16 protein-coding genes, 4 tRNA genes and 3 rRNA genes are annotated in these 23484 nt (G+C 33.5%); 3 read left to right on the top strand and 20 right to left on the bottom strand.

Going from position 1 to position 23484, the window contains the following annotated elements; genetic code table 11:
* Positions 1–3 precede the first annotated feature (3 nt).
* From OCU47_RS00990 to eutH, 3 genes are all read right to left on the bottom strand, one after another.
* Positions 4–1188: an ABC transporter substrate-binding protein gene (locus OCU47_RS00990; RefSeq protein WP_261826738.1), complete on the bottom strand. Its 1185-nt coding sequence runs from the start codon at positions 1186–1188 to the stop codon at positions 4–6.
* Positions 1189–1356: 168 nt separating this feature from the next.
* On the bottom strand, positions 1357–2736 hold the full coding sequence (locus OCU47_RS00985) for a radical SAM/SPASM domain-containing protein (RefSeq protein ID WP_261826737.1): 1380 nt from the start codon (positions 2734–2736) through the stop codon (positions 1357–1359).
* A 184-nt stretch (positions 2737–2920) separates the two neighbouring features.
* The gene (gene eutH, locus OCU47_RS00980; RefSeq protein WP_261826736.1) at positions 2921–3994 is read right to left on the bottom strand and encodes an ethanolamine utilization protein EutH; all 1074 of its coding nucleotides are present in this window, start codon (positions 3992–3994) and stop codon (positions 2921–2923) included.
* A gap of 95 nt (positions 3995–4089) precedes the next feature.
* Between eutH and OCU47_RS00975 the strand changes: the two genes are divergently transcribed.
* Both OCU47_RS00975 and OCU47_RS00970 read left to right on the top strand, forming a co-directional pair.
* On the top strand, positions 4090–4632 hold the full coding sequence (locus OCU47_RS00975) for a hypothetical protein (protein ID WP_261826735.1): 543 nt from the start codon (positions 4090–4092) through the stop codon (positions 4630–4632).
* A gap of 12 nt (positions 4633–4644) precedes the next feature.
* A complete protein-coding gene (locus OCU47_RS00970) occupies positions 4645–5748 on the top strand; it encodes a glycosyltransferase (RefSeq protein WP_261826734.1) in 1104 nt (367 codons plus the stop codon).
* Positions 5749–6039: 291 nt separating this feature from the next.
* Here the strand turns inward: OCU47_RS00970 and OCU47_RS00965 are convergent, their stop codons facing one another.
* From OCU47_RS00965 to tsaD, 6 genes are all read right to left on the bottom strand, one after another.
* Positions 6040–6192, bottom strand: a complete 153-nt coding sequence (locus OCU47_RS00965) for a hypothetical protein (protein WP_261826733.1) — start codon at positions 6190–6192, stop codon at positions 6040–6042.
* A 378-nt stretch (positions 6193–6570) separates the two neighbouring features.
* Positions 6571–6645, bottom strand: a tRNA-Glu gene (locus OCU47_RS00960).
* A gap of 67 nt (positions 6646–6712) precedes the next feature.
* Complete coding sequence (locus OCU47_RS00955; protein WP_261826732.1) at positions 6713–7237, bottom strand: GNAT family N-acetyltransferase; 525 nt, start codon at positions 7235–7237, stop codon at positions 6713–6715.
* A gap of 253 nt (positions 7238–7490) precedes the next feature.
* Positions 7491–8810 carry a S1C family serine protease gene (locus OCU47_RS00950; RefSeq protein WP_261826731.1) on the bottom strand — a complete coding sequence of 440 codons (1320 nt, stop codon included), beginning with the start codon at positions 8808–8810 and terminating at the stop codon, positions 7491–7493.
* 151 nt (positions 8811–8961) lie between these two features.
* Complete coding sequence (locus OCU47_RS00945) at positions 8962–10020, bottom strand: alpha/beta fold hydrolase (RefSeq protein ID WP_261826730.1); 1059 nt, start codon at positions 10018–10020, stop codon at positions 8962–8964.
* 10 nt (positions 10021–10030) lie between these two features.
* Complete coding sequence (gene tsaD / locus OCU47_RS00940) at positions 10031–11050, bottom strand: tRNA (adenosine(37)-N6)-threonylcarbamoyltransferase complex transferase subunit TsaD (RefSeq protein WP_261826729.1); 1020 nt, start codon at positions 11048–11050, stop codon at positions 10031–10033.
* A gap of 229 nt (positions 11051–11279) precedes the next feature.
* Here tsaD and OCU47_RS00935 point away from each other — a divergent pair, with 229 nt between their 5' ends.
* Positions 11280–11900: a RusA family crossover junction endodeoxyribonuclease gene (locus OCU47_RS00935; protein ID WP_261826728.1), complete on the top strand. Its 621-nt coding sequence runs from the start codon at positions 11280–11282 to the stop codon at positions 11898–11900.
* A 102-nt stretch (positions 11901–12002) separates the two neighbouring features.
* Here the strand turns inward: OCU47_RS00935 and OCU47_RS00930 are convergent, their stop codons facing one another.
* The 11 genes from OCU47_RS00930 to OCU47_RS00880 form a co-directional block, all read right to left on the bottom strand.
* Positions 12003–12989 (bottom strand): NAD(P)/FAD-dependent oxidoreductase, encoded by a 987-nt coding sequence (locus OCU47_RS00930; RefSeq protein WP_261826727.1) that lies wholly within the window; start codon positions 12987–12989, stop codon positions 12003–12005.
* Positions 12990–13012: 23 nt separating this feature from the next.
* Entirely contained in the window at positions 13013–14539 is a 1527-nt protein-coding gene (locus OCU47_RS00925) for a hypothetical protein (RefSeq protein WP_261826726.1), read from the bottom strand.
* Positions 14523–15947 carry a sensor histidine kinase gene (locus tag OCU47_RS00920; protein ID WP_261826725.1) on the bottom strand — a complete coding sequence of 475 codons (1425 nt, stop codon included), beginning with the start codon at positions 15945–15947 and terminating at the stop codon, positions 14523–14525. The genes OCU47_RS00925 and OCU47_RS00920 overlap by 17 nt, the downstream gene beginning before the upstream one ends.
* Positions 15944–16636, bottom strand: coding sequence for a response regulator transcription factor (locus OCU47_RS00915; protein ID WP_261826724.1), 693 nt, complete (start codon positions 16634–16636; stop codon positions 15944–15946). The genes OCU47_RS00920 and OCU47_RS00915 overlap by 4 nt, the downstream gene beginning before the upstream one ends.
* A gap of 120 nt (positions 16637–16756) precedes the next feature.
* Positions 16757–17701 carry a polysaccharide deacetylase family protein gene (locus OCU47_RS00910; protein ID WP_261826723.1) on the bottom strand — a complete coding sequence of 315 codons (945 nt, stop codon included), beginning with the start codon at positions 17699–17701 and terminating at the stop codon, positions 16757–16759.
* Positions 17702–17901: 200 nt separating this feature from the next.
* Positions 17902–17976 (bottom strand) — tRNA-Asn (locus OCU47_RS00905).
* A gap of 28 nt (positions 17977–18004) precedes the next feature.
* Positions 18005–18122: ribosomal RNA gene (gene rrf, locus OCU47_RS00900) — 5S ribosomal RNA — on the bottom strand.
* Positions 18123–18257: 135 nt separating this feature from the next.
* Positions 18258–21159: ribosomal RNA gene (locus OCU47_RS00895) — 23S ribosomal RNA — on the bottom strand.
* A gap of 282 nt (positions 21160–21441) precedes the next feature.
* Positions 21442–21518: transfer RNA gene (locus OCU47_RS00890), tRNA-Ile, on the bottom strand.
* 3 nt (positions 21519–21521) lie between these two features.
* Positions 21522–21597 (bottom strand) — tRNA-Ala (locus OCU47_RS00885).
* A gap of 179 nt (positions 21598–21776) precedes the next feature.
* Positions 21777–23291 (bottom strand): 16S ribosomal RNA (locus tag OCU47_RS00880).
* Together the 16S, 23S and 5S rRNA genes with 3 tRNA genes alongside form the textbook arrangement of a ribosomal RNA operon.
* Positions 23292–23484 lie beyond the last annotated feature (193 nt).

Genomic DNA, 23484 nt, shown 5'->3' with positions numbered 1-23484 from the left:
GTACTAAAATAAAGCACTATACTCATTTTTCATTATTGAATCTCTATTTTCTTTTATAAAATTATTCATTTTATTTATAAACTTAATATCTTCTTCTTTAAGAATTATATTAGACATTCTATCTAATAACTTATCTTCTCCTAATCCACTAAATGAATTATCAAAAACCTTTCTCATATATACAGTAGTATTAGCCGAATATATTCCATTATTTTGTATTGCTGAAATAGAATTTTCATCATTTACAACATATTTAATAAATTCTATTAATCCCTCAATGTTTTCTCCATTATTGGTAACCAAAAGATTGTTTCCCTCTAAACTAATAAACTTATCTCCGCCTGCTTCTGTAGTAGGTATATTAGAAACTACATAGCCCTCTACTGATGATTTTTTATTTAGTTCTATAGCTTCTTTATAAGATCCTATACTTGCTACTCCAGTAAATTGTTCATTAACTATTTTAAGTGTATTTGTCTTCTTTAATTGATTTATAATAGATCCTGCTTTTTTAACCGCTAAATCTGCATCATTAATTAAATTAAAATTTTCATCACTTTGTTTAAACTGTCTTACAAGTATACTAATAAATTCTGTTTCTTGATTTGATGTTATCTTGAAAAGAAAATCGCCACCTTTTGATTTAGAGTAAATCTGATTTCCTATTTTTATAGCATCCTGCCATGTGTTTATGTCAGACGCTTCAAACCCGTACTTTTCCATCTTAGCTTTATCAATTATCATAACCAATGGTCTGCAATCTATAGGTATACCGTATATCCCTTGGTTATTAATTACTTGGTCAAGTCTTGCTTCAGTAAACTTTTTCTTAATCCCATCAATATCAGAAGAAATATTTCTAAAACATTTACTATTATAGTTTATAATATCTATCATATCACTGCCCTTAAATAATACCGCTGATGGCAATTCTTTTTTATCTATAGCAGTTTTCAAATTTTCTTTATATTTAGTAATATCCTCATTTTTTATATTAATCTTAATTTTAGGATTTATTTTCATGAACTTACCAGCTATCTCTTTTAAATATGAATAATAATCTCCATAGGCCCAAATATTATAATTTCCTTCTACTACTTTATCATCTTTAAATGTATTTACACTACATGATATTGTTGTGAAAGAGAATATAATTATCATTATAAGGGCTGCAGCAATCCTTTTCATAAGCACTCTCCTGTATTATATAAATAAACCTAATAATATGGTTCATACACTTTCTTTTAATATCATAACTTAATGTATTAATTAAATCAACTTTTACCAACAAAATATACAAAAAATTCTATGGGTAAAATTAAATATACCCATAGAATTTTTTGTATACATATGCTTTTAGCCTTTAGCAAAGGCATCATTTCCTTTACTGTTAAAATCTGTTTGCCAAGCCTCATCTGCTACAGGAGCAAAATCATTAGCTAACTTTTCTAACTTATGCTGAAATTCAACATCATTAAGCATTGCAGCTGCACTAGGATCTGTTGGATGAGCGCCACTTGCTTTAGCTACTTCTCTAATTACATGAGGATTATCAATCATCATACATGGTCTAAGCATATTTTTATTATATGGTTGACGCTGTCTAAGTTCTTTAAACATACTTCCTCTAAATACATCAATCAGATCTTTATTTCTAATGTTGTCCACTGAAATGTGAGCAAAAATGCAAGGTTCTACATCTCCATTAGAATTTATGTGACAGTAATACTTTCCTGCAATACAGCCTCCCACATATGGAGCATCATTAAAGAAATCTATTGTAAAATATGGCTTTGTTGTTCTTATCCTTCTTGTGCTTCTTCCAAGTTCAATTCTTTGTTCAGGTGTAAGCATATTATCTACATTTGGTTTTTCTCCCACTGGCATATAAATAAAATACCAACTCATTCTTGCACCTTTCTCTATAAGCATATCAATAAAAGCATCTGAAGTTACTGTTTCTACATTATTTCTTGCAGTTGCTGAAGAAACTCCAAAAGGAACTCCTCTGCTATTTAAAAGATCCATTCCCTTCATTACTGTATTAAAAGTACCAGCACCTCTTCTTGCGTCTGTCTCTTTCTCGAACCCTTCTAATGAGAACATTGGCATCACATTACCAAGTCTAGCCATATTATCTGCAACTTCATCAGTAAATAATGTTCCATTTGTAAATGGAACAAACTGTATATCACTATACTTTTCATATATTTTCCACATGAAGTCAACAAAGAAAGGTTCTCCACCTAAAACAATTATAAAATGTATTCCTAAATCGTGCGCTTGTCCAACTATTCTATCAACTTCTTCATAGCTAAGGCCAGATGTTTTATCATATTCTGCAGCATAACAACCCACACATCTCTTGTTGCATCTCATAGAGGGACTTATTAATAAAACAAATGGTACCTTTGTATCCTCTTTTTCCAACCATTTAGCCCTCTTAGGCACTCCACTCCAAATAGCGTTAGCTAAAAAGTTTGTAAAAAATTTTTTCAAACAATTTTTATTTGTATTTTTTAAAATATCATTAACATATTCATTTACAGACGGTATATCTCTATAATAGCTTTGAACATTCTCTATTCCTTCTTTTGAATCATCATCCTTTGCCAAAGCCTTTATTAATGAGAATATTTTGTCCACATTTTTTTCTGGATTTTTATCAATTATTTCAAAGACACTTTTAACCACTGTTTCCTTAGCATATTTCTCTAAATTCTCAACTACTTTCATATTAATCCCCCTAATTCCTAATTATCAGATTATTTATACCGACTGGTCATAATACAACATTACACCTTTATATCTTACAACTCAACTTACGGCAAATTCTCTGTTTGCTTAAATTTAGGTAAATTACATATTAAACTAATATTTAGTTCCTTAATTCATAGAAAATCTTAATTTACCACGTAAATTAATTGCTTTTTCTTTTTATGCAATAAAATGCAATAATTAAGGCACTTCCACCACTAATAATTTTTGAGACAATATAAGGTATTAAGAAATTTCTAGCCATCATAGATATAAAACCCATCTGCCCACCCAAGACAAATGCTCCAGATACGCTAAATGCCGTTATTAATAATTTTTCATCATCATTAATATCATTATAACTAGCAAATGCAATTATATTAGATGCAAGACTTCCTATAAGTGCTGATATAGCAACTTTACCACATCTGAATTTTTTACCTATTAGCTCTAAATAATTTCCCAAATATCTTTTCATAGCTTCAATCATTGGCAAAGCACCACCTACTACTAAAGCTATTCTCCCTACTACCTTAAATGTATCACTTAGTGGCGTAATCCCCTCTGGTAAATTAACAGAACATACCTCCAAACTTCCTAATATAATGAATATAATAATAGCTAATATAAAAATTGACTTACCTAATATCTTAAAGGCCTTTATCATATAATATGCAGAACATCTAAAACCTATAACTAATAATATTGAGAGAATAATTATTGGCATAGAATTAATTATTAATAATTGAAACTTTATTCCCATCATTAATCCAGCTACAACTCCACCTACTGGAACAGTAATTATTCCTATTATTATTCCTTTGAAAAATACATCATAATCCTTATCTTTTATCATTCCTAAAGCTAATGGAATAGAAAAACTTATTGTTGCTCCTAAATTAGATGAAATTATTATTCCTGTGTACTGCCCAATAATGCTTCCTCCACTTAACTGCCTCGCAATTTGCAAACCACCCATATCACTAGCTAAAAATATTGAAGTAAATATAGATGGATCAACGCTTGTCCATCTGGCAATTGGTATTACAATTCCTCTTAATGCATTACCAAAAAGAGGTGATATAGCTAATATTCCTCCCATAGCCAAAGCTAAGGCCCCCATAGATTTTATTCCTGTCTCAAACTTTTCTCCATAACCATATCGATTATTTAATATGTAATCAATTCCTCCTATCACAAAAAAGATAGATATAATCACTAAAACTATTTTATCCACGGTACTTCTCCTAATACTATATTTTTAATTTGTGAAATATATTATTAAACTTTTTTTCATATACATAATAACAAGTAATTACAAAGAGGTTTTTTATGAAAAAAGATAATATAGATTTTTTAGGACTTACGCCTTTAGAGGAAATATCCAAATCAGATTATTATAATCATTTGTTAATTCAGGATACCGATTTATTTTTTACCAAAAGAAAAAGTCCTTCTATTAAATATATTACTAAAATGGTCATTGATTTTTACACTACTAATAATAGCATAATTAAATTAAAAAAAAATAAAATTTTGTCATTTGATGGAATAAAAAAGTATACACTTGAATTTATAGATAATGATAATAAACATAGTACCCTTACTAGAGAATACCCTTTATGCATAAGTGCATCTATTCCTATTAATGTTTCAAACTATAAATTATTTCTAATTGATGCTAATATATATCCACTAGAAAAACGTGTGGTTAAAGCAAATCTGCAATTCATTTTATGCTATTCTTTGGATACTTCTATGGAGTTAACTTCTTCTAAGTCATCAACAGACAAAATTGAAGTTTCCGAAAAAGATACTCAGGATTTACTTACAGCTAATAAAGAAATCTTAGACATTGATGAAGAGTTTATGTAAGGAGGTTTGACTATGAAATTATGTATAGATGCTTTAGCTTCTTCTAAATTACCTGGGACTTCTCTATTTTCTTATTCCAGAGAAATCATAACCTATGCAAATCAAAGTAACAGTTTTGAACAAATTTTTGCATTATGGGATAGTTTTCCATTAAAACACTATTGGGAGAGGCTCACAAATGTGAATTATATTCCACTAAGTATCGATAGAACTTCTAGTAATTTTTCAGAATTAATTAAATTTCTTGAAGAAAATCAAGTTGACATATATCATTCACCTAACAATGGCTTTAGTATTCCAAAAGAAAAATGCTGCAAATATATATCTACAATTCATTCTGTATATCCAATAACACACAAAGACGCGGTAAATGAGAAATACTATAATAAATTTATATCTTTAGTGCCGAATGCCTTAGAAAATTCAGATAAGATCATCACATTATCTGAATTTACTAAAGGTGAAATTATAAACAATTTTAATGTTGTAGAAGATAAAATCGAAGTCATTCCACCTAAAATAAGCAGCTTTTTTAATGATAAAGGCTTTTTATTCTCAACAGATTTTATAAAAAAGCACTACGAAATTAACTTTCCATTCATTCTTTTTGTAGGAAGCATTACAGAAAAAAAGATGCTAGACAAGGTCTTGTTGCTTTTAAAAGAAATAAATGATAAAGATAAAAGCATTCATTTAGTTATAGCTGGAGATTATACTGGAAAAAGAGATGATTACTACTCAAAGTTAAAAACCTTAATAGCTGAATATATGCTAGAAGATAATGTACATTTTTTAGGCTTAGTAAAATATTCACACATACCTGTATTATATTCAGCTGCAATATGTACTATAGACTTTTCTGACTATAATGACTATCCTTTATCAGCTATGGAAGCAATTTATTGCAATTCAATTGTCATATGCAATAAGACTGAAGCAAATAATAGCATATTAGATAAAGCTGCCATTTTTGCATCTTTTGATGATTTCAATTCCATAGCAGACCTAGTAATCTCAACTTCAATAAACTTTGAGATTAAAGAAAAAATAAATTCTATGCTTGCAAAACCTACTCCTGTTTCTGATGATAAGATACTATCTATATATGAAAAATAGAATTACTCTTTATTATTTTCAACATGTTATCCACAATTCATCAACAATTTGTCAACATTTTTAATATTGCTTGTGGATAATACTATATAAGTATTTTTGCTCTACTACTTCACAAGTATATTATTGCTCTAACCTAAAGGAATAAAAAAGCTACAAACTAAAAGTTTGTAGCTTTTTGGTAGCCTGTAGGGGAATCTAAACCCTGATTCATCTTTCATAGTGAATAGCTGAAACTCTCTGTAAAATGTAGAACCGGTTAACTACATATTGTATAAATAATTCAAATCACTCTTATCTATTAAAAACCATGTAAATTCTTATTCCTATTACCAATAGTAGTACTACCAAAATTATAAGTTGTATATTTATTGTTGAATCATCTACATAGCTTTCTACATCATCTTCTCTCCATATTTTGTGAAGCTTATTTTTCTTTTTCTTCATTCAATCACCTCCATATATAAATATCTAATAGTTCCTCAAAGTTTAAATCTAACCTATAATCTATCTTCTTTAAGTTTATGTATTCTAAAATAATACAGATAGCGTAATATCTCTATCCTATCTTCTATTCTTCCATAATGAAGTAACTTATGACAAATTACACATATCAAAACTATATTAGACTTATAGTCTATATTATAATTTTATTATATCATTTAAAATTTCCATTTTCAAACACTGCTGTATTAAATATCAATTAAGTCCTATTAGGTTTAATTACTTTGGAGTTAAATTGGGGTTAAATTGCAATTCTATTATAAATATTGGGATAAAATAAAAAACTCTCAAAGCCTATTCTATAAGCTTTAAGAGTTACTTTGGTAGCCTGTAGGGGAATCGAACCCCTGATTTCACCGTGAGAGGGTGACGTCTTAACCACTTGACCAACAGGCCTTATTAACAAGACAATTATTATTGTAACACTTTTAAAATTTTTTTCAAGTCTTATTAATAAATTTTATTATTTAATCATTTTATCTAAACAATTCTTATTAAATTTTGTAAAAACAAACACATCTTCATGCTCTTTTGTTATTCTATTATAAAAATAACCTATTAATCTAGCCTCATTTTTCAGATTTAGCTTTTTACATAAATTAATACATGATTCATTTTCTATATTTACTAATAAACTTACCTTATAAATGTTATATTTCTGAAAAAGAAGTTCTATAATCCATTCTAGTATATATTTCATAATGCCTTTTCCTCTATATTCTTTACTAAGAATAAACCCTAATTCAACCCTTAAATCTATAAAAGATATATTATGAATTGCTAATAACCCTATAATTTTTTCCTCTTCTTCATCCAATATAACCAAATCAATTCTTTCTTTTCTCTTAAAAAACTCATGTAACGAGTCAATAAAGTTAATTGCCTCTTTTTTAGACGTTAACTTAGGAGCTCTTATCAATTCCATAGTATAGTCATCACTGAATATATTAAAAATATCTTCAGCATCTCCCCTATCTGGCTTTCTCAAAATATATTTCCCCTTCTGAAATATGGGATATTTCTCAAATAAACTAATAAATTTATCTACAGATATATTTCTGAAATACATAATTATTCCTGCTATCATTGCTTTATAAATTAATATGTATCCTTCAAATCTTATAGAACATAAAAAAATCACAGGCGAGTATGTAGCCTGTGATTTTTTTACGCATCTGCCTTTTGAAATGAATGTGAGAAAAACTTGGCAGGAAAATATAATTTATTTTTCTATTCTATAATTAGTTTGAACTTTCTTCTAAAGTTATCTTTAGAGTTACTTCTTTATTATCTCTAGATACTACTATTGGAACTACATCTCCATTCTTATAAGTACCTTTTAATTTATTAAGTTCTTCTCCAGTCTTAACTGTTTTTCCACCGAACTTTATAATTACATCATTTACTTTAATTCCAGCCTTAGCTGCTGGGCTAAATTCTTGAACTTCAGTAACACCAACTCCAACTGGAACATTATATTGTTTAGCAAGATCTGATGTTATATTTGTAATAGTTATTCCCATTTTTAATAATGGCTTTGATAATGCAGTGATTCTTTCTTTAGCTGTATTTATTGGAATAGAGAAACCAATTCCTTCTACTGCATTTCCACCCTCTGATGATGAATCTGAAGCTATCTTTGATGTATTAATACCAATAACCTGTCCTTTAGAGTTAATTAATGGTCCACCACTATTTCCTGGATTTATAGCTGCATCAGTTTGTAAGAATGTTGAACTGCTATTAGAACTTAAAGATCTATTCACTGCACTAATTATCCCTTTAGTAACTGTTCCTGTAAATTGTTTTCCTAAAGGACTTCCTATAGCAATTACCTCTTCTCCAGCTTGAACTGAATCTGAATCTCCTAATTCAGCTATTCCTGGCAACTGAACATTGTCTGTAATTTTAATAACAGCTAAATCTTGAGATTGATCATAGTTTACTACTTTAGCATTAACTTCTTTATTATTACTTAATGTTACCTTTACTTGTGTAGAATTTGCTATAACATGATAATTAGTAAGTATATGTCCTTCTTTATCTATTATAAATCCAGAACCAACTCCTTCTTGTTGTTGCGAGAAAACTCCATTTGAAGCTACTGATTTTGTTGACACCGTAACAACTGCTGGTTTTACTTTATTAACTGCATTCACAACTGAAAGAGTTGAATTATCTGATTTAAAGGTTGGTGATTCATATACCACCTTTTTAACATTCGTTGCACCCAATAATTCTGTATTTTTACTTAAGTAAATTGTAGTTCCTACTCCTACTCCTGCACCTAATAATGTACAAACTAATACTCCACATAAAACTCCAACAACCTTTTTGCCTTTTCCACTAGCTTTCTTAGGTTTTTTTTCTTTAGTCATAGATTGTGAACTAAAATTCACATAATAATCATCGAAATTTTCTTTTCCGTTATTTGTATTGGATGAATTAGCTTCATACACTGTATAATTTTGATTTGTATTTTTAACTTCGTTTTGATCATTTAATATAATGAAGTCATTATTTTGATTATTATTATTAATTTCATTATTGTTATTATCCATATTAAATCCCTCCATGAATCAATTCCTTATCTAATCTATACTCTTATATTAATATATCTTTGTGGCAAAATAATGTCAAAATAGAATAAAAGGAACAAAACTAATCAGAAATTTTAATTTACTGTTATTTTGCCCCCTTATTTACTGAATATTATTGAGAATTCTTAATCTTATCTTGTTGTAATTTAATTATAACCTTTAACTTCTTAGCAATGTTACTTACATTACTAGCTATTATGTCTGCTTTTTCCGTAGCTATTATATCTTTCTCTGAAGATACTTCTATTATGTTTGTATTATCTTTGTCCCCTAACCTCTGTAAATCAACCTGTTGATTTTTGAATCTGCTGTCATTTACTATTATGCTAAATGGTTTACCTTTTAGTAAATTATCTTTTTGTAAAACATTACCATTTTCTTCATTTTTATAATTTATAATGTTATTTAATTCAGTATAATAAGCTGAATTATATGAATTTTGTATTCTGTTTCTATTAAAATCCTTTAAATCTTCATCTGATAATGCATCCATCAAACCCGTAGGATTTTTAGTTAAATTCAAACTGTTTAATATCGCTGTTAAAGAAAAATATGATCCATTTTTCTCTATAACCTTTCTTATTTTTTGACTCTTATATTGTCTTATATAATTGCTATCTCCAAGATACTTTTCATTTAATGGATTAATAAAAATCACGCCTTGAACCTCATCTGGATATAAAGAAGAAAATGCAGATAAAACAAGGCACCCATATTCTTCTCCTACCAATAAGTATGGTGATGGTTTTCCAGACTTCTTCAATAGCATTCTTAAAGTTCTAGCCTGACTTTCTATAGATTGCTTTTCAAAATCGTTAAATCCATATCCAGACCTATCATATGAAAAAATATTTCCATCAAAATCTACTCCAAGTTTTTTTATAGACTCACTCCACTGTTCCATACCACTGCCTAAAGCCCCATCATAAACTACTGTATAATCTCCTTGCCCTCTATCTTTAAAGTAATACTTATTATTATTCACGCGAACATATTTATTTCTTGATTTAGAATTTTCAGCATTAAACTTTGTTATAATAACTTGCCCTAAAACCCCAGAAACTATCAATAAAATTAGTACTATTAATATTATGTTTCCTAGCCTCCAATGATCCCTCTTTTTTTTAGAATTAAACTTATGAACACTATTAGAATAAGGTATAAATCTCATATAGCCCTCCCTATCTTTCTCCTAATCTTAAATTAGGTTTTGCATTTAAATCTAAACTAGCAATATTACCACGAATCAATTCATAATAAGCAGCACTACCTATCATTGCCGCATTATCAGTACATAATATCATTGAAGGAAATAGTACATCTATGCCAAGCTTATCTCCAGCTTCCATTAAACTCTTTCTTAAAGCAGAATTAGATGCTACCCCTCCAGCTATAGCTATCTTATCTACTTTTCGTCTTTTACAGGTCTCTATCACGTTATCAGTTAAAACTTCCACTACTGCCTTTTGAAAAGATGCTGCTACATCAGCTTTATTTATATCTTCTCCTGACATATTCATCTTGTTCAAATAATTCAATACAGCTGATTTTACTCCACTAAAAGAAAAATCTAATGTATCATCATGAAAATTAGCCTTTGGAAATTTCATAGCATTTTCATTTCCTTCTTTCGATATTTTATCAATTTTTGGTCCCCCTGGATATCCAAGTCCAATTGCTCTAGCTACTTTATCAAATGCTTCTCCAGCTGCATCATCTCTTGTTTCTCCTAAAATCTCAAAATCTCCATAATCCTTCATATGAACTATAAATGTATGTCCTCCTGAAACTACAAGACAAACAAAAGGTGGCTTCAAATCTTTATGTTCTATAAAATTAGCACAAATATGCCCCTCTATATGATTTACTCCTACCAAAGGTACACCTAAAGAATATGCAAGTCCTTTCGCATATTGCAATCCTACAAGCAGTGCCCCTACAAGTCCTGGACCATATGTAACTCCTACTGCATCTATATCATCAAGAGTTACTTTTGCCTCTGATAATGCTTCAGTAACTACTGCATTTATTGCTTCTATATGTTGCCTAGATGCCACTTCTGGCACAACTCCACCAAACTTTGTATGTATGTCTATTTGTGATGCAATAACATTTGATAAAACTTCTCTTCCATTTACAACTATAGCTGCAGAAGTTTCATCGCAACTACTTTCTATCGCAAGTATAATTTTTTTACTCATCTTCTTATCCCTCATTCTATCTTCATTAATAACACTTGTATTATACTTTAATAAGTATTTATATTCAAATTTTTATTATACTAATATTAGCATATCATTCTTTAATAACCTGATATCTTGTATTTTAATCGATTATAGATTAAAATACTATTGAACACTTGTTCTGATTAACTTAATTAAACATCCGAAAATGAATAACAAGTCAAAATATGCTTTAAAGGAGTCTAGTATGGATATACCCTATGCAAAAGTAATAATAAAAGGATCACCTATAACAAAATCTAACTTTAAACTTTTTAACACTCAAGGTAGAGCTATTCTTCCTTCTAATTCAGGAAAATATCATGATAGGTATGCTATATACGAGCAACAAATTGCACTTGAAGCTAGACTGCAAAACCCTAACATTATACTTGAGGAATCACTAATAGCAGTTTTAAAAGTATACTATAAAAGTGATAAAAGACATCCTGATACTATTAACATAACTAAAAGTATATTCGATGGTATTGAAAAAAGTGGTCTTATATTAAATGATGTTCAAATAAGAAAGATAATCACTGAAGAATATTACGATAAAGAAAATCCACGATTTGAATTAGAACTCTTTGGTGAAAGTCATTTTAACATAAGTTATTCAATTAATAAAAATCAAATTATTAATAAACCAATTAACTTCAAGACACCTGCAGCTAAGAAAAAAACATCTACTGCTCCTACCATATCTGCAAAAGCAGACCTAAATAATAGATGTTCTATATGTAATTGCATTATAGAATCAAGTGACTTTATAAGTGCGGATAATGGAAAAACTTTAATTTGCAGAAAATGTTTTATAAAATCATTTTAACTAATTTTAAATGAAGGTTACATTATTTGTTGGGATGCTAATCTGACTTCCATAAAAGAATAACTTAACCTTCATCTCCATTAAATAATTCAAATATACCAATTATCTATATTCTTTACTATATAAATAGTCTGCAGCTCTTTTGCCAACTTTTAACCCTTCAATTGTTACATCATCAGCATAAGCACAAGGATGTATTATACTACCACTAACAAAAATTCCTTGATGTAAATTATCTAATTGTTCAGATATCTCTGTATATATACCATTTTTATTACTAATCTTTATAGCTAAACTTTTTAAAAGATCCATCTCTGGAATCAAGTCTACTGTTAAGAGTACACAATCACAGTCTACAGTTTCTACATCATCTCCTGTACCCTTTATACCATTCCTAAGTCTCCCTATTTTTATATTTTCTACTCTTTCTCCGCCATTAACCTCTAAAATAATTGATGATAATTTTACAGGTATATCAAACTCCTCTATTATATTAACTGCAGCTTCTCTATCACAAACTATTTCCGATTTTTCCTCTATAAGTGCTTTAACTTCTGCTCCCTCTAAAATTAATCTTCTTGCAATTATTATTGATCTTTCTGAAGTGCCAACAATAACAACTTTCTTTCCTGGCAGATATCCATGCAGATTTACAAGTCGTTGTGCTGTCCCTATTGTATAAACTCCAGTCAATTTATTATTTACTATATTCATATTACCTGTATACATTTCCCTACTGCCTGTAGAAATTATTATAGATTTAAATTGTTTTTTTACTATTCCTTCATTAGGATTAACATAAGTTACCAACTTGTTTTCGTCTATATTTAGTACCATAGTATTTAATTTATAATTTATTTTTAAAGCATTAATATCATTAATTAAATTTTGAACATATTCTGTTCCGGTCATACATGCCCCAAAAAATTTTTCTCCAAAATCATTATGGATGCATTGATTTACAACTCCTCCTAAGTAATCTTCTCTTTCAATTAACATAACATTATTAACTCCAGCTTGCTTAGCTCCAATGGCAGCTGCCATCCCTGATACACCGCCACCTATAATCAGTAAATCTATAACCTCCAAAATATCTCCCCCTTTAACTGTCATTATTTTATCTCACTATAGTTTCCATATGATTTAAATGCTTTTGTCCATGAATTTACAAATTCATTATTCGCCCATTCAGCCATAATTATTTCTTCATCATCCTTTAAATCTATCTGTTTCAATGGTTCTTTATCTAACTCTCCATTGATTATATTATAAATTAACAATTTAGTTTTAGTTGTGACTACTGCTATCCTTGCTGTTGGAGAAGTAACTGCATCTAATGCATTTGGAACCCTATCCTTTATTGCAGGCCAACTAACAAATAATTTATCATAAGTAATAAGCTTTTTTCCAGGCAATATATTAAGATTAAATTCAGAATAATCATCATCATATACAGCTCTGCCTTTCAAACTCCAGTACCCATTCTGCCTTATTACACCAAAATCTTGAGTATTAGGTTTATAAACTTTCCCGCTTTTATTTTTTAAAACTTCTACAGCACTACTATAGGATTTAGTTGCTTCTTTACCTAAAGTTCCAAGGTATAATCCTACTTCATTATTAGGATTATCCACTGGCAATGTCTTAAGTGTTGGATAAGAGTTATTAAATAAATTTCCATCATAATACTGAGCAGAAAAATAATCATTGCTTACAAATAATATATCTATTAATTTTTGAATTGGAGCTACTCTAGTGCTTTCTCTATTTACTTCCGCTCCCTTAGGCAAACCACCCTTAACTTTATTATTTTCTACAATTCCATTTAACGTTATTCCAAAAATATCCACATACTCTTGGTTACTGGAATTAGAAGCATTAAATGAATTTTTTACATTCATTACTGAGAACCCTTTTAACCTAGGCATAAAAATGTCATTTCTCTCATATATAGGATTTAACTTACCATCAAAGCTAATCCATAGTGTTCTATACCTATCTTCATTGTATGAACCATCTTTATTTTTCACTCTTGCGCTTTTCAATCCAAGTAAGACACCAGTAGGACTATCATAGGAATAAGCTTTACTTTCAACTTTAGGTCCATATACTGGATCCTTTTTACTAATCTCAGGTAATTTATCAACCATTTCACTTATTTTATATACCTGATATATCACACCATTTTGATATATATAACCATCTTTACTGTCTGTTAATATAGCTTCACAAAACATATTATTATTCTCGTATACAGAAATAACTTTTACTGGTGTATTGGCTGCCAAATTCAATTGTTCCAAATTAATATTATACTGATACAATAAATAATGTTCTGAATAATATACTTTAAGCTTAGTTTTAGGGTTCATAAGAGTGTTACTTCCTACAACTGCCATACTATCTGAAAAACTAATAGATACATTCATTAGATCTGATTCCGACTTATTGTTGGCTAAATTACTATCTACTATCTTCACACTCTTTACTTTCCATACTCCACTTAAATAATTAGCATTATTATTAGGCGCTGTAATAAGTTCATCTGTACTCTTAATATTAAACCTTTTGCAAGAAATAAAATTTAATAGAATGAATGGTATGAAAATTATAACAATAGCCCTACTTATTTTCCTCATATAACTCACCTTCATCTATAACTATTGGAATAGATATTATTACTTTAGTTCCCTTACCTAATTCACTTTGTATATCAAAAGTTCCATCATGTAATTTAATAATCTCATCACATATAGATAATCCAATACCATTTTGAGATTTTGAATTTTTTCCTTTATAAAATTTTTCTTTTACTCTTGGCAATTCCTCTTCACTAATGCCACAACCATTATCCTCTACAATAACTACTAAATAGTTCTTTTTAATTGCAACATTAACCAAAACATAGCCACCACTATTATTAAATTTTATAGCATTATCTATCACGTTTAATAAAACTTGCTTAATTCTATCTGCATCAATTAAAATACTAGGCATCTTTTGCATAGAAACAACTTGAAAATCTATATTTTCTCGATTTGCTCTTGGAGTTAAGTAATCCCTTATATAGTTTACCACCTCATCAAAATCTGTCACTGCTTTCTTAAGCTGAGTTTTTCCTGATGTAAGTCTTGAAAAATCTAATAATTCTTCAACCATATTGGTCAATCTATCAGTTTCTTTTTCTATTATATCAAATCCAAGTTTTAGCATATCTTTATCTGTTTCCTTATTATTTAAAGTAATTATCCATCCCTTAATAGCTGTAAGGGGAGTTCTAAGCTCATGTGATACAGATGAAATAAATTCACTCTTTAATCTATCTCTTTCTGCAAGTTCATCTGCCATAAGATTAAAAGTGCTAGATAACTTACCAAATTCATCTTTGCTTTTATTTTTACTTCGGATACCCAAGTTTCCTTCAGCAAAATGTTCTGCAACTTCTGTAAGCTCCTTTACAGGATTTACAACACCATCTGCTAAAAAGTAACTTAGTACCGCCCCAATAGCTATTACAACTATGCCTATTATAATAAATAATAAAATTATTGAATTAAGAGTATTGTTTATCTCAGATAGAGAAGTGATATATCTCAATACCCCTACTACTTTATCACCTGATTTAATTGGATATGATACTGCCATTACCTTATTATTGTCATATGATACTTTTCCAATCCAACGAGCTGGTTCCCCTGCAAGTGCCTTCTTTATATCAATACTATCATTAGATATTTTTTCACTTCCTATGCTCAATGAATCCATAAGTAGATTACCCTCATTGTCGAAAATTTCAACCTGAGCATTGGTTCTATTCCAAAATGAATCAACATTACTTACTACATTTTCTTTTAAAGGTATATCAGCACAATATTTAGAATAAAAATCAGTAGACATTTTTAATTGATTTGTAAGAAGAATTGCAGTGTTATCGTAATAATGATTTCTAAGTAAAATTACAAACAGAAATTCCAACAAAATTACAATTGTAATGACTATGGCCATAAAATTTACTACTAGTTTATTTTTTATACTCTTCATATTCATCTACCTTGTTTCCATCTGTATCCTGTCCCCCACACTGTTTCTATATATTTAGGTTCAGATGCATCATCTTCAACTTTTGAACGCAATCTTCTAATATTTACATCAACAATTTTTGAATCGCCAAAGAAATCTATTCCCCATACTAAGTTTAAAAGCTCATCTCTACTAAAAGCTTTTCCTCTATTTTGCATAAATATCTTCATTAACATAAATTCCTTTGGTGTTAAATCAACTTCCATATCATTTTTATAAAGTATTTGAGAATATAAATCTAATTTAAACGGTCCTATAACTATTTGATCATCATCTTGAAATTCTTCTTTTGACTTTAATCTTCTTAATAAGGCCTTTACTCTAAGTGTTACTTCAATCGGGTTAAATGGCTTAACTATATAGTCATCAGCTCCATATTCCAATCCCATAATTTTGTCCATATCTTGACCTTTGGCTGTTAACATTATTATTCCTATGTCCGAAAATTCTTTTCTTAACTCATTACATACTTGATATCCATCAATTCCAGGCAACATTACATCCAAAATAGCTACATCTGGTTTCTCTAACAACGCCTTTCTCAGTCCTTCTTCTCCTGATTCAGCTTCTATTACTTTAAAATTACTTCTTTCAAAATTAATTTTCAAAAAACCTCTTATACTGGTTTCATCCTCAACTAAAAGTATCTTTTCCATAAAGCACCTTCCTCATACTAACACTTAATAAAATATATAGGCATTAAAAAATAACATTCAAAATACTTCTGTATATAATAAATAGAGAAGTTTATACCTTCTCTACTTATTATATCATAATTATACTTCCCCTATAGTTCTAAATTCATATCCCAATTCTTTTAGATGTTTTATAATTTCAGGCAAAGCTTGTACAGTAGTTGTTTTTGGATTTGAATCATGCATTAATGAAACAAGTATTTGTTTGTTACCTATATTTTTTTCGAATGTATTAATCAATTCCTGCTTACTCTTTATTTTTCCTTCTGCATCTCCACTCATTATATCCCAATCAACATAATAATAACCTTTAGTAGCTAATGCACTATCAAGGGCCGCTGTCCCCTTCCATGACATATGTCCACCTGGCATACGTATCACATTAGTATCAAAATTACTTCCTAATATCTCTCTAAGCTTATTATTAGTTTTCTCTACTTCTGCTATATATGTGTTTACATCAACTCTACCATGAGGATAAAGTTTATTATAATTATGAGAAAAACTATGATTACCTATCGCATGTCCTTCTCTTACCATTCTTTTCACTAGCTCTGAGTCACTATCACTTTGCAACTCACATCCTAAAATCATAAATGTTGCCTTAATATTTTCTTCTTTTAAAATATCTAATATTTTTGTAGTATTCTTACTTGATGGACCATCATCAAAAGTTAAGTAAGCTACCTTTTTAGAGTTAGCTAAGTTTTTAGTCGTATTTGCCATCTTCTGGACTGCTTGCACATCATCAACAAACGGTTGACCAACTTTTGAATAATTTTTTCCCTTAAGAACTAATCCATTATCTTGCTCATCTTCTTGTTTGGTAGTTACTACATTTTCATTTTTATCTTTTTCTACTTCTTTCGTTGCCGCATTTGCTTTTATTTCAGCTTTCCCATGATCCTTTTTATTAAAAATCACAGTATAAATTGCTCCTAAGCTTACTGCTACAATAATCACTATCAATATTAACAAAAATTGTTTTTTAACTCTAGTTTGATTGTTTTTCTTTTTTTTACTCATATCTCACTGCTTCTACATTTTTTTTAAATGTATTTCCTCCAAACTTTATATTTAACATTCATCTTTCTATATTATACTACATTATATGCAAATAATAATTACAAATGCATAAACTTATATTTCAAAAAAGTTACATCATACAAAAAAGAAAACTGATTTAAAAATTCATGAAATTCTTAAATCAGTTTTCTTAAGTAAAATGGCTCCGCGAAGAGGGCTCGAACCTCCAACCTATCGGTTAACAGCCGAGTGCTCCACCATTGAGCTATCGCGGAACATTATTTTTCTTGTATATACAAGAATACCTGGCGACCACTTACTCTCCCACACAGTCGCCCATGCAGTACCATCAGCTGTAATTGGCTTAACCATCCTGTTCGGAATGGGAAGGGGTGTAACCCAAAAACACATCATCACCAGATGCTTAATTTGCAGAAATTTTATATTTCTTTGCAAATTTGTACTCCTCAGCTTTGCTGAGTGAGTTTCCTAAAAGAACTTTTATGTTCTTTCAAAATTGCACACAAGTTTTATCTCTTTTTGTTAATCTATTTTATTGGTCAAGCCCTCGATCTATTAGTATCAGTCAGCTAAATATGTTACCACACTTACACCTCTGACCTATCAACCTTGTGTTCTTCAAGGGATCTTACTAGCTTACGCTATGGGAAATCTCATCTTGAGGTGGGCTTCACGCTTAGATGCTTTCAGCGTTTATCCCTTCCCGACTTAGCTACCCAGCCATGCTCCTGGCGGAACAACTGGTACACCAGAGGTCAGTCCATCCCGGTCCTCTCGTACTAAGGACAGCTCCTCTCAAATTTCCTGCGCCCGCGACGGATAGGGACCGAACTGTCTCACGACGTTCTGAACCCAGCTCGCGTGCCGCTTTAATGGGCGAACAGCCCAACCCTTGGGACCTACTTCAGCCCCAGGATGCGACGAGCCGACATCGAGGTGCCAAACCTCCCCGTCGATGTGGACTCTTGGGGGAGATCAGCCTGTTATCCCCGAGGTAGCTTTTATCCGTTGAGCGATGGCCCTCCCACGAGGTACCACCGGATCACTAAGCCCGACTTTCGTCCCTGCTCCACTTGTAGGTGTCGCAGTCAGGCTCCCTTCTGCCTTTGCACTCTTCGAACGATTTCCGACCGTTCTGAGGGAACCTTTGGGCGCCTCCGTTACTTTTTTGGAGGCGACCGCCCCAGTCAAACTGCCCATCTAACAATGTCCCGTCACCAGTTTCATGGCGCCCGGTTAGAATTCCAGTACTGTCAGGGTGGTATCCCAAGGGTGACTCCACCAAGGCTGACGCCCTGGTTTCTCAGTCTCCCACCTATCCTGTACAGACAATACCGAAACTCAATGCTAAACTACAGTAAAGCTCTACGGGGTCTTTCCGTCCAATCGCGGGTAACCAGCATCTTCACTGGTACTACAACTTCGCCGGATTTACAGTTGAGACAGTGCTCAAGTCATTACGCCATTCGTGCGGGTCGGAACTTACCCGACAAGGAATTTCGCTACCTTAGGACCGTTATAGTTACGGCCGCCGTTTACTGGGGCTTAAGTTCATACCTTCGCTTGCGCTAAGTATTCCCCTTAACCTTCCAGCACCGGGCAGGCGTCAGCCCCTATACATCAGCTTTCGCTTTAGCAGAGACCTGTGTTTTTGCTAAACAGTTGCTTGAGCCTATTCTCTGCGACCTACTCTCGTAGGCACCCCTTCTCCCGAAGTTACGGGGTCAATTTGCCTAGTTCCTTAACTGTAATTCTTCCGCCGGCCTTAGGATTCTCTCCTCACCTACCTGTGTCGGTTTGCGGTACGGGCACTATTTCTCTCCCTAGAAGCTTTTCTTGACAGCGTGGAATCAGATACTTCGGAACCGTAGTTCCTTCCCCATCACACCTCAAGATTGTTGCGACGGATTTGCCTATCACAACTCTCTAAGTGCTTAGACTAGCATCCAATAGCTAGCACATCCTATCCTCCTGTGTCACTCCATCGGTAATAACGATTAATAGTGGTATCGGAATATCAACCGATTGTCCATCACCTACGCCTTTCGGCCTCGGCTTAGGTCCCGACTAACCCTCAGCGGACGAACCTTCCTGAGGAAACCTTAGGTTTTCGGCCTGTGGGATTCTCACCCACATCTCGCTACTAATGCCAACATTCTCACTCGTAATCAGTCCACCGCTCCTTACGGTACGACTTCAGCCCGATTACGACGCTCCCCTACCCATCAGTATAACTGATGCCGTAGCTTCGGTGGTAAGTTTGAGCCCCGAACATTTTCGGCGCAGGATCTCTCGACTAGTGAGCTATTACGCACTCTTTTAATGAGTGGCTGCTTCTAAGCCAACATCCTAGTTGTCTTGGAAATCCCACATCCTTTTCCACTTAACTTACACTTTGGGACCTTAGCTGACGATCTGGGCTGTTTCCCTTTTGACCACGGATCTTATCATTCGTAGTCTGACTGCCGAACTAATAGTATATGGCATTCGGAGTTTGATAAGGTTCAGTAAGCGCTATGCCCCCTAGCCCATTCAGTGCTCTACCTCCATTACTCATATTCGACGCTAGCCCTAAAGCTATTTCGGGGAGAACCAGCTATCTCCGAGTTCGATTGGAATTTCTCCGCTATCCACAGCTCATCCCATGGTTTTTCAACACCAACGTGGTTCGGTCCTCCACGAGATTTTACTCTCGCTTCAACCTGGCCATGGATAGGTCACCCGGTTTCGGGTCTACAGCATGCAACTAGTCGCCCTATTCAGACTCGGTTTCCCTTCGGCTCCGTACCTTAAGTACTTAACCTCGCTACATACCGTAACTCGTTGGCTCGTTCTACAAAAAGCACATCATCACACTCATATGGTGCTCTGATCGGTTGTAGGCACACGGTTTCAGGTTCTATTTCACTCCCCTCCCGGGGTTCTTTTCACCTTTCCCTCACGGTACTTCTTCACTATCGGTCATCAGGTAGTATTTAGCCTTGGGAGGTGGTCCTCCCTGCTTCCCACAAGGTTTCACGTGTCTCGTGGTACTCTGGAGCAGAACTATGATCTTCTCGTTTTACTTACAGGACTATTACCTTCTACGGTGTAGCTTTCCAGCTATCTTCAATTACGATACCTTCACGTTATGTTCTGTCCGCAACCCCAGAGATAAATCTCTGGTTTGGGCTCTTCCGCTTTCGCTCGCCGCTACTTACGGAATCGAGTTTTCTTTCTCTTCCTCTAGGTACTTAGATGTTTCAGTTCCCTAGGTTTACCTCCATACAACTATTTATTCATTGTACAGTACATGGGGTTTCCCATGTGAGTTCCCTCATTCGGAAATCTCCGGATCACAGGCTATGTGCGCCTACCCGAAGCTTATCGCAGCTTATCGCGTCCTTCATCGGCTCCTGATGCCAAGGCATTCACCATGCGCCCTTTGTAGCTTGACCTTTTTGTCAAAAATCAGCTTCGTATTACTGCGTCAGTTTCCTCACTCCAGTGCTCACTTACCTAAGTAAGCTCCGCGCTTCGTTTCGTCACTTCCTTGTACTACTCACTTCTTTTTGCCAAATGTGTTATTAATCCATAACACATATGCCTATCTTAACAAAGTTACTAAATCTAAATTCGCATTTGAATTTGACATTTGAGATATTACATTAATGTAATTTATATACTTGTATGCAATTTTCAAAGAACATTCATGTTTTATTTTAGACAATAAGTCTAAATGGTGGGTTTAAATGGACTCGAACCATCGACCTCACGCTTATCAGGCGTGTGCTCTAACCAGCTGAGCTATAAACCCATGTGGTGGAGATAAAGAGATTCGAACTCTTGACCCCCTGCGTGCAAGGCAGGTGCTCTCCCAACTGAGCTATACCCCCACATCGTTTGACAACGCTATTAAATTTTATATGTTTCAATTTGTTAATAACAATTCCAAAATATTTTACCAGATTATTTTGGAACTTTTGAGAGAAAATCTCTCAAAATTAAACAGAGGATAACCAGTCTTCGTTATTTATCTAAGTACATGTTTCCATCACTTAGATGTTCTCCATAGAAAGGAGGTGATCCAGCCGCAGGTTCTCCTACGGCTACCTTGTTACGACTTCACCCCAATCGCTGACCCTACCTTCGGCCGCTGCCTCGCTTACGCGTTAGCTCACGGACTTCGGGTATTGCCAACTCTCATGGTGTGACGGGCGGTGTGTACAAGGCCCGGGAACGTATTCACCGCGACATTCTGATTCGCGATTACTAGTAACTCCAGCTTCATGTAGGCGAGTTTCAGCCTACAATCCGAACTGAGACAAGTTTTTGAGTTTTGCTCCACCTCACGGTATTGCATCTTTTTGTACTTGCCATTGTAGCACGTGTGTAGCCCTAAACATAAGGGGCATGATGATTTGACGTCATCCCCACCTTCCTCCTGGTTAACCCAGGCAGTCTCGCTAGAGTGCTCAACTAAATGGTAGCAACTAACAATAAGGGTTGCGCTCGTTGCGGGACTTAACCCAACATCTCACGACACGAGCTGACGACAACCATGCACCACCTGTCTTCCTGTCCCCGAAGGGACTTCCTCGATTAAGAGTAATGCAGGAGATGTCAAGTTTAGGTAAGGTTCTTCGCGTTGCTTCGAATTAAACCACATGCTCCGCTACTTGTGCGGGCCCCCGTCAATTCCTTTGAGTTTTAATCTTGCGACCGTACTCCCCAGGCGGGATACTTAATGTGTTAACGGCGGCACAGAAGGTTGGACCCTCCTACACCTAGTATCCATCGTTTACGGCGTGGACTACCAGGGTATCTAATCCTGTTTGCTCCCCACGCTTTCGAGCCTCAGCGTCAGTTATTGTCCAGAAAGTCGCCTTCGCCACTGGTGTTCTTCCTAATATCTACGCATTTCACCGCTACACTAGGAATTCCACTTTCCTCTCCAACACTCTAGACTTCCAGTTTGGAATGCAGCACCCAAGTTGAGCCCGGGTATTTCACATCCCACTTAAAAATCCGCCTACGCTCCCTTTACGCCCAGTAAATCCGGACAACGCTTGCCACCTACGTATTACCGCGGCTGCTGGCACGTAGTTAGCCGTGGCTTCCTCCACAGGTACCGTCATTATCGTCCCTGTAAACAGAGCTTTACAACCCGAAGGCCTTCATCACTCACGCGGCGTTGCTGCATCAGGGTTTCCCCCATTGTGCAATATTCCCCACTGCTGCCTCCCGTAGGAGTCTGGGCCGTGTCTCAGTCCCAATGTGGCCGATCACCCTCTCAGGTCGGCTACGCATCGTCGCCTTGGTGAGCCGTTACCTCACCAACTAGCTAATGCGCCGCGGGTCCATCTTATAGCGGATTACTCCTTTGATGATTCTACCATGCGATAAAACCATGTTATGCGGTATTAATCTTCCTTTCGGAAGGCTATCCCCCTCTATAAGGCAGGTTACCCACGTGTTACTCACCCGTCCGCCGCTAGATCGTCTTCCGAAGAAGACTTTCTCGCTCGACTTGCATGTGTTAAGCACGCCGCCAGCGTTCGTCCTGAGCCAGGATCAAACTCTCAATTTAAGTTTCAAGTTTAATCTTAGCTTTCGCTTAAAAGAATTGCTGGTCTTAAAAAAGTTCATATGAACTATTAGTTTCCTCTGTTTAATTTTCAAAGATCTTTCGTCGAATCTTTGTTGTTTGTTCCGACGACAAGATTTATTTTAACACATAAAATATCCCTTGCTTACACTAATATCTCCAAAAAACTATTTTA

The sequence above is a fragment of the Clostridium sp. TW13 genome (genome assembly GCF_024345225.1).
GTDB lineage: Bacteria > Bacillota > Clostridia > Clostridiales > Clostridiaceae > Inconstantimicrobium > Inconstantimicrobium mannanitabidum.
This window is presented reverse-complemented; position numbering and strand designations above follow the sequence as displayed.

Coding starts and splice junctions, on each gene's coding strand:
- OCU47_RS00935 (WP_261826728.1), top strand. CDS start 11,280: ATGGATATACCCTATGCAAAAGTAATAATAAAAGGATCACCTATAACA.
- tsaD (WP_261826729.1), bottom strand. CDS start 11,050: ATGAGTAAAAAAATTATACTTGCGATAGAAAGTAGTTGCGATGAAACT.
- OCU47_RS00985 (WP_261826737.1), bottom strand. CDS start 2,736: ATGAAAGTAGTTGAGAATTTAGAGAAATATGCTAAGGAAACAGTGGTT.
- OCU47_RS00975 (WP_261826735.1), top strand. CDS start 4,090: ATGAAAAAAGATAATATAGATTTTTTAGGACTTACGCCTTTAGAGGAA.
- OCU47_RS00950 (WP_261826731.1), bottom strand. CDS start 8,810: ATGGATAATAACAATAATGAAATTAATAATAATAATCAAAATAATGAC.
- OCU47_RS00910 (WP_261826723.1), bottom strand. CDS start 17,701: ATGAGTAAAAAAAAGAAAAACAATCAAACTAGAGTTAAAAAACAATTT.
- OCU47_RS00990 (WP_261826738.1), bottom strand. CDS start 1,188: ATGAAAAGGATTGCTGCAGCCCTTATAATGATAATTATATTCTCTTTC.
- OCU47_RS00970 (WP_261826734.1), top strand. CDS start 4,645: ATGAAATTATGTATAGATGCTTTAGCTTCTTCTAAATTACCTGGGACT.
- OCU47_RS00920 (WP_261826725.1), bottom strand. CDS start 15,947: ATGAATATGAAGAGTATAAAAAATAAACTAGTAGTAAATTTTATGGCC.
- OCU47_RS00925 (WP_261826726.1), bottom strand. CDS start 14,539: ATGAGGAAAATAAGTAGGGCTATTGTTATAATTTTCATACCATTCATT.
- OCU47_RS00965 (WP_261826733.1), bottom strand. CDS start 6,192: ATGAAGAAAAAGAAAAATAAGCTTCACAAAATATGGAGAGAAGATGAT.
- OCU47_RS00915 (WP_261826724.1), bottom strand. CDS start 16,636: ATGGAAAAGATACTTTTAGTTGAGGATGAAACCAGTATAAGAGGTTTT.
- OCU47_RS00945 (WP_261826730.1), bottom strand. CDS start 10,020: ATGAGATTTATACCTTATTCTAATAGTGTTCATAAGTTTAATTCTAAA.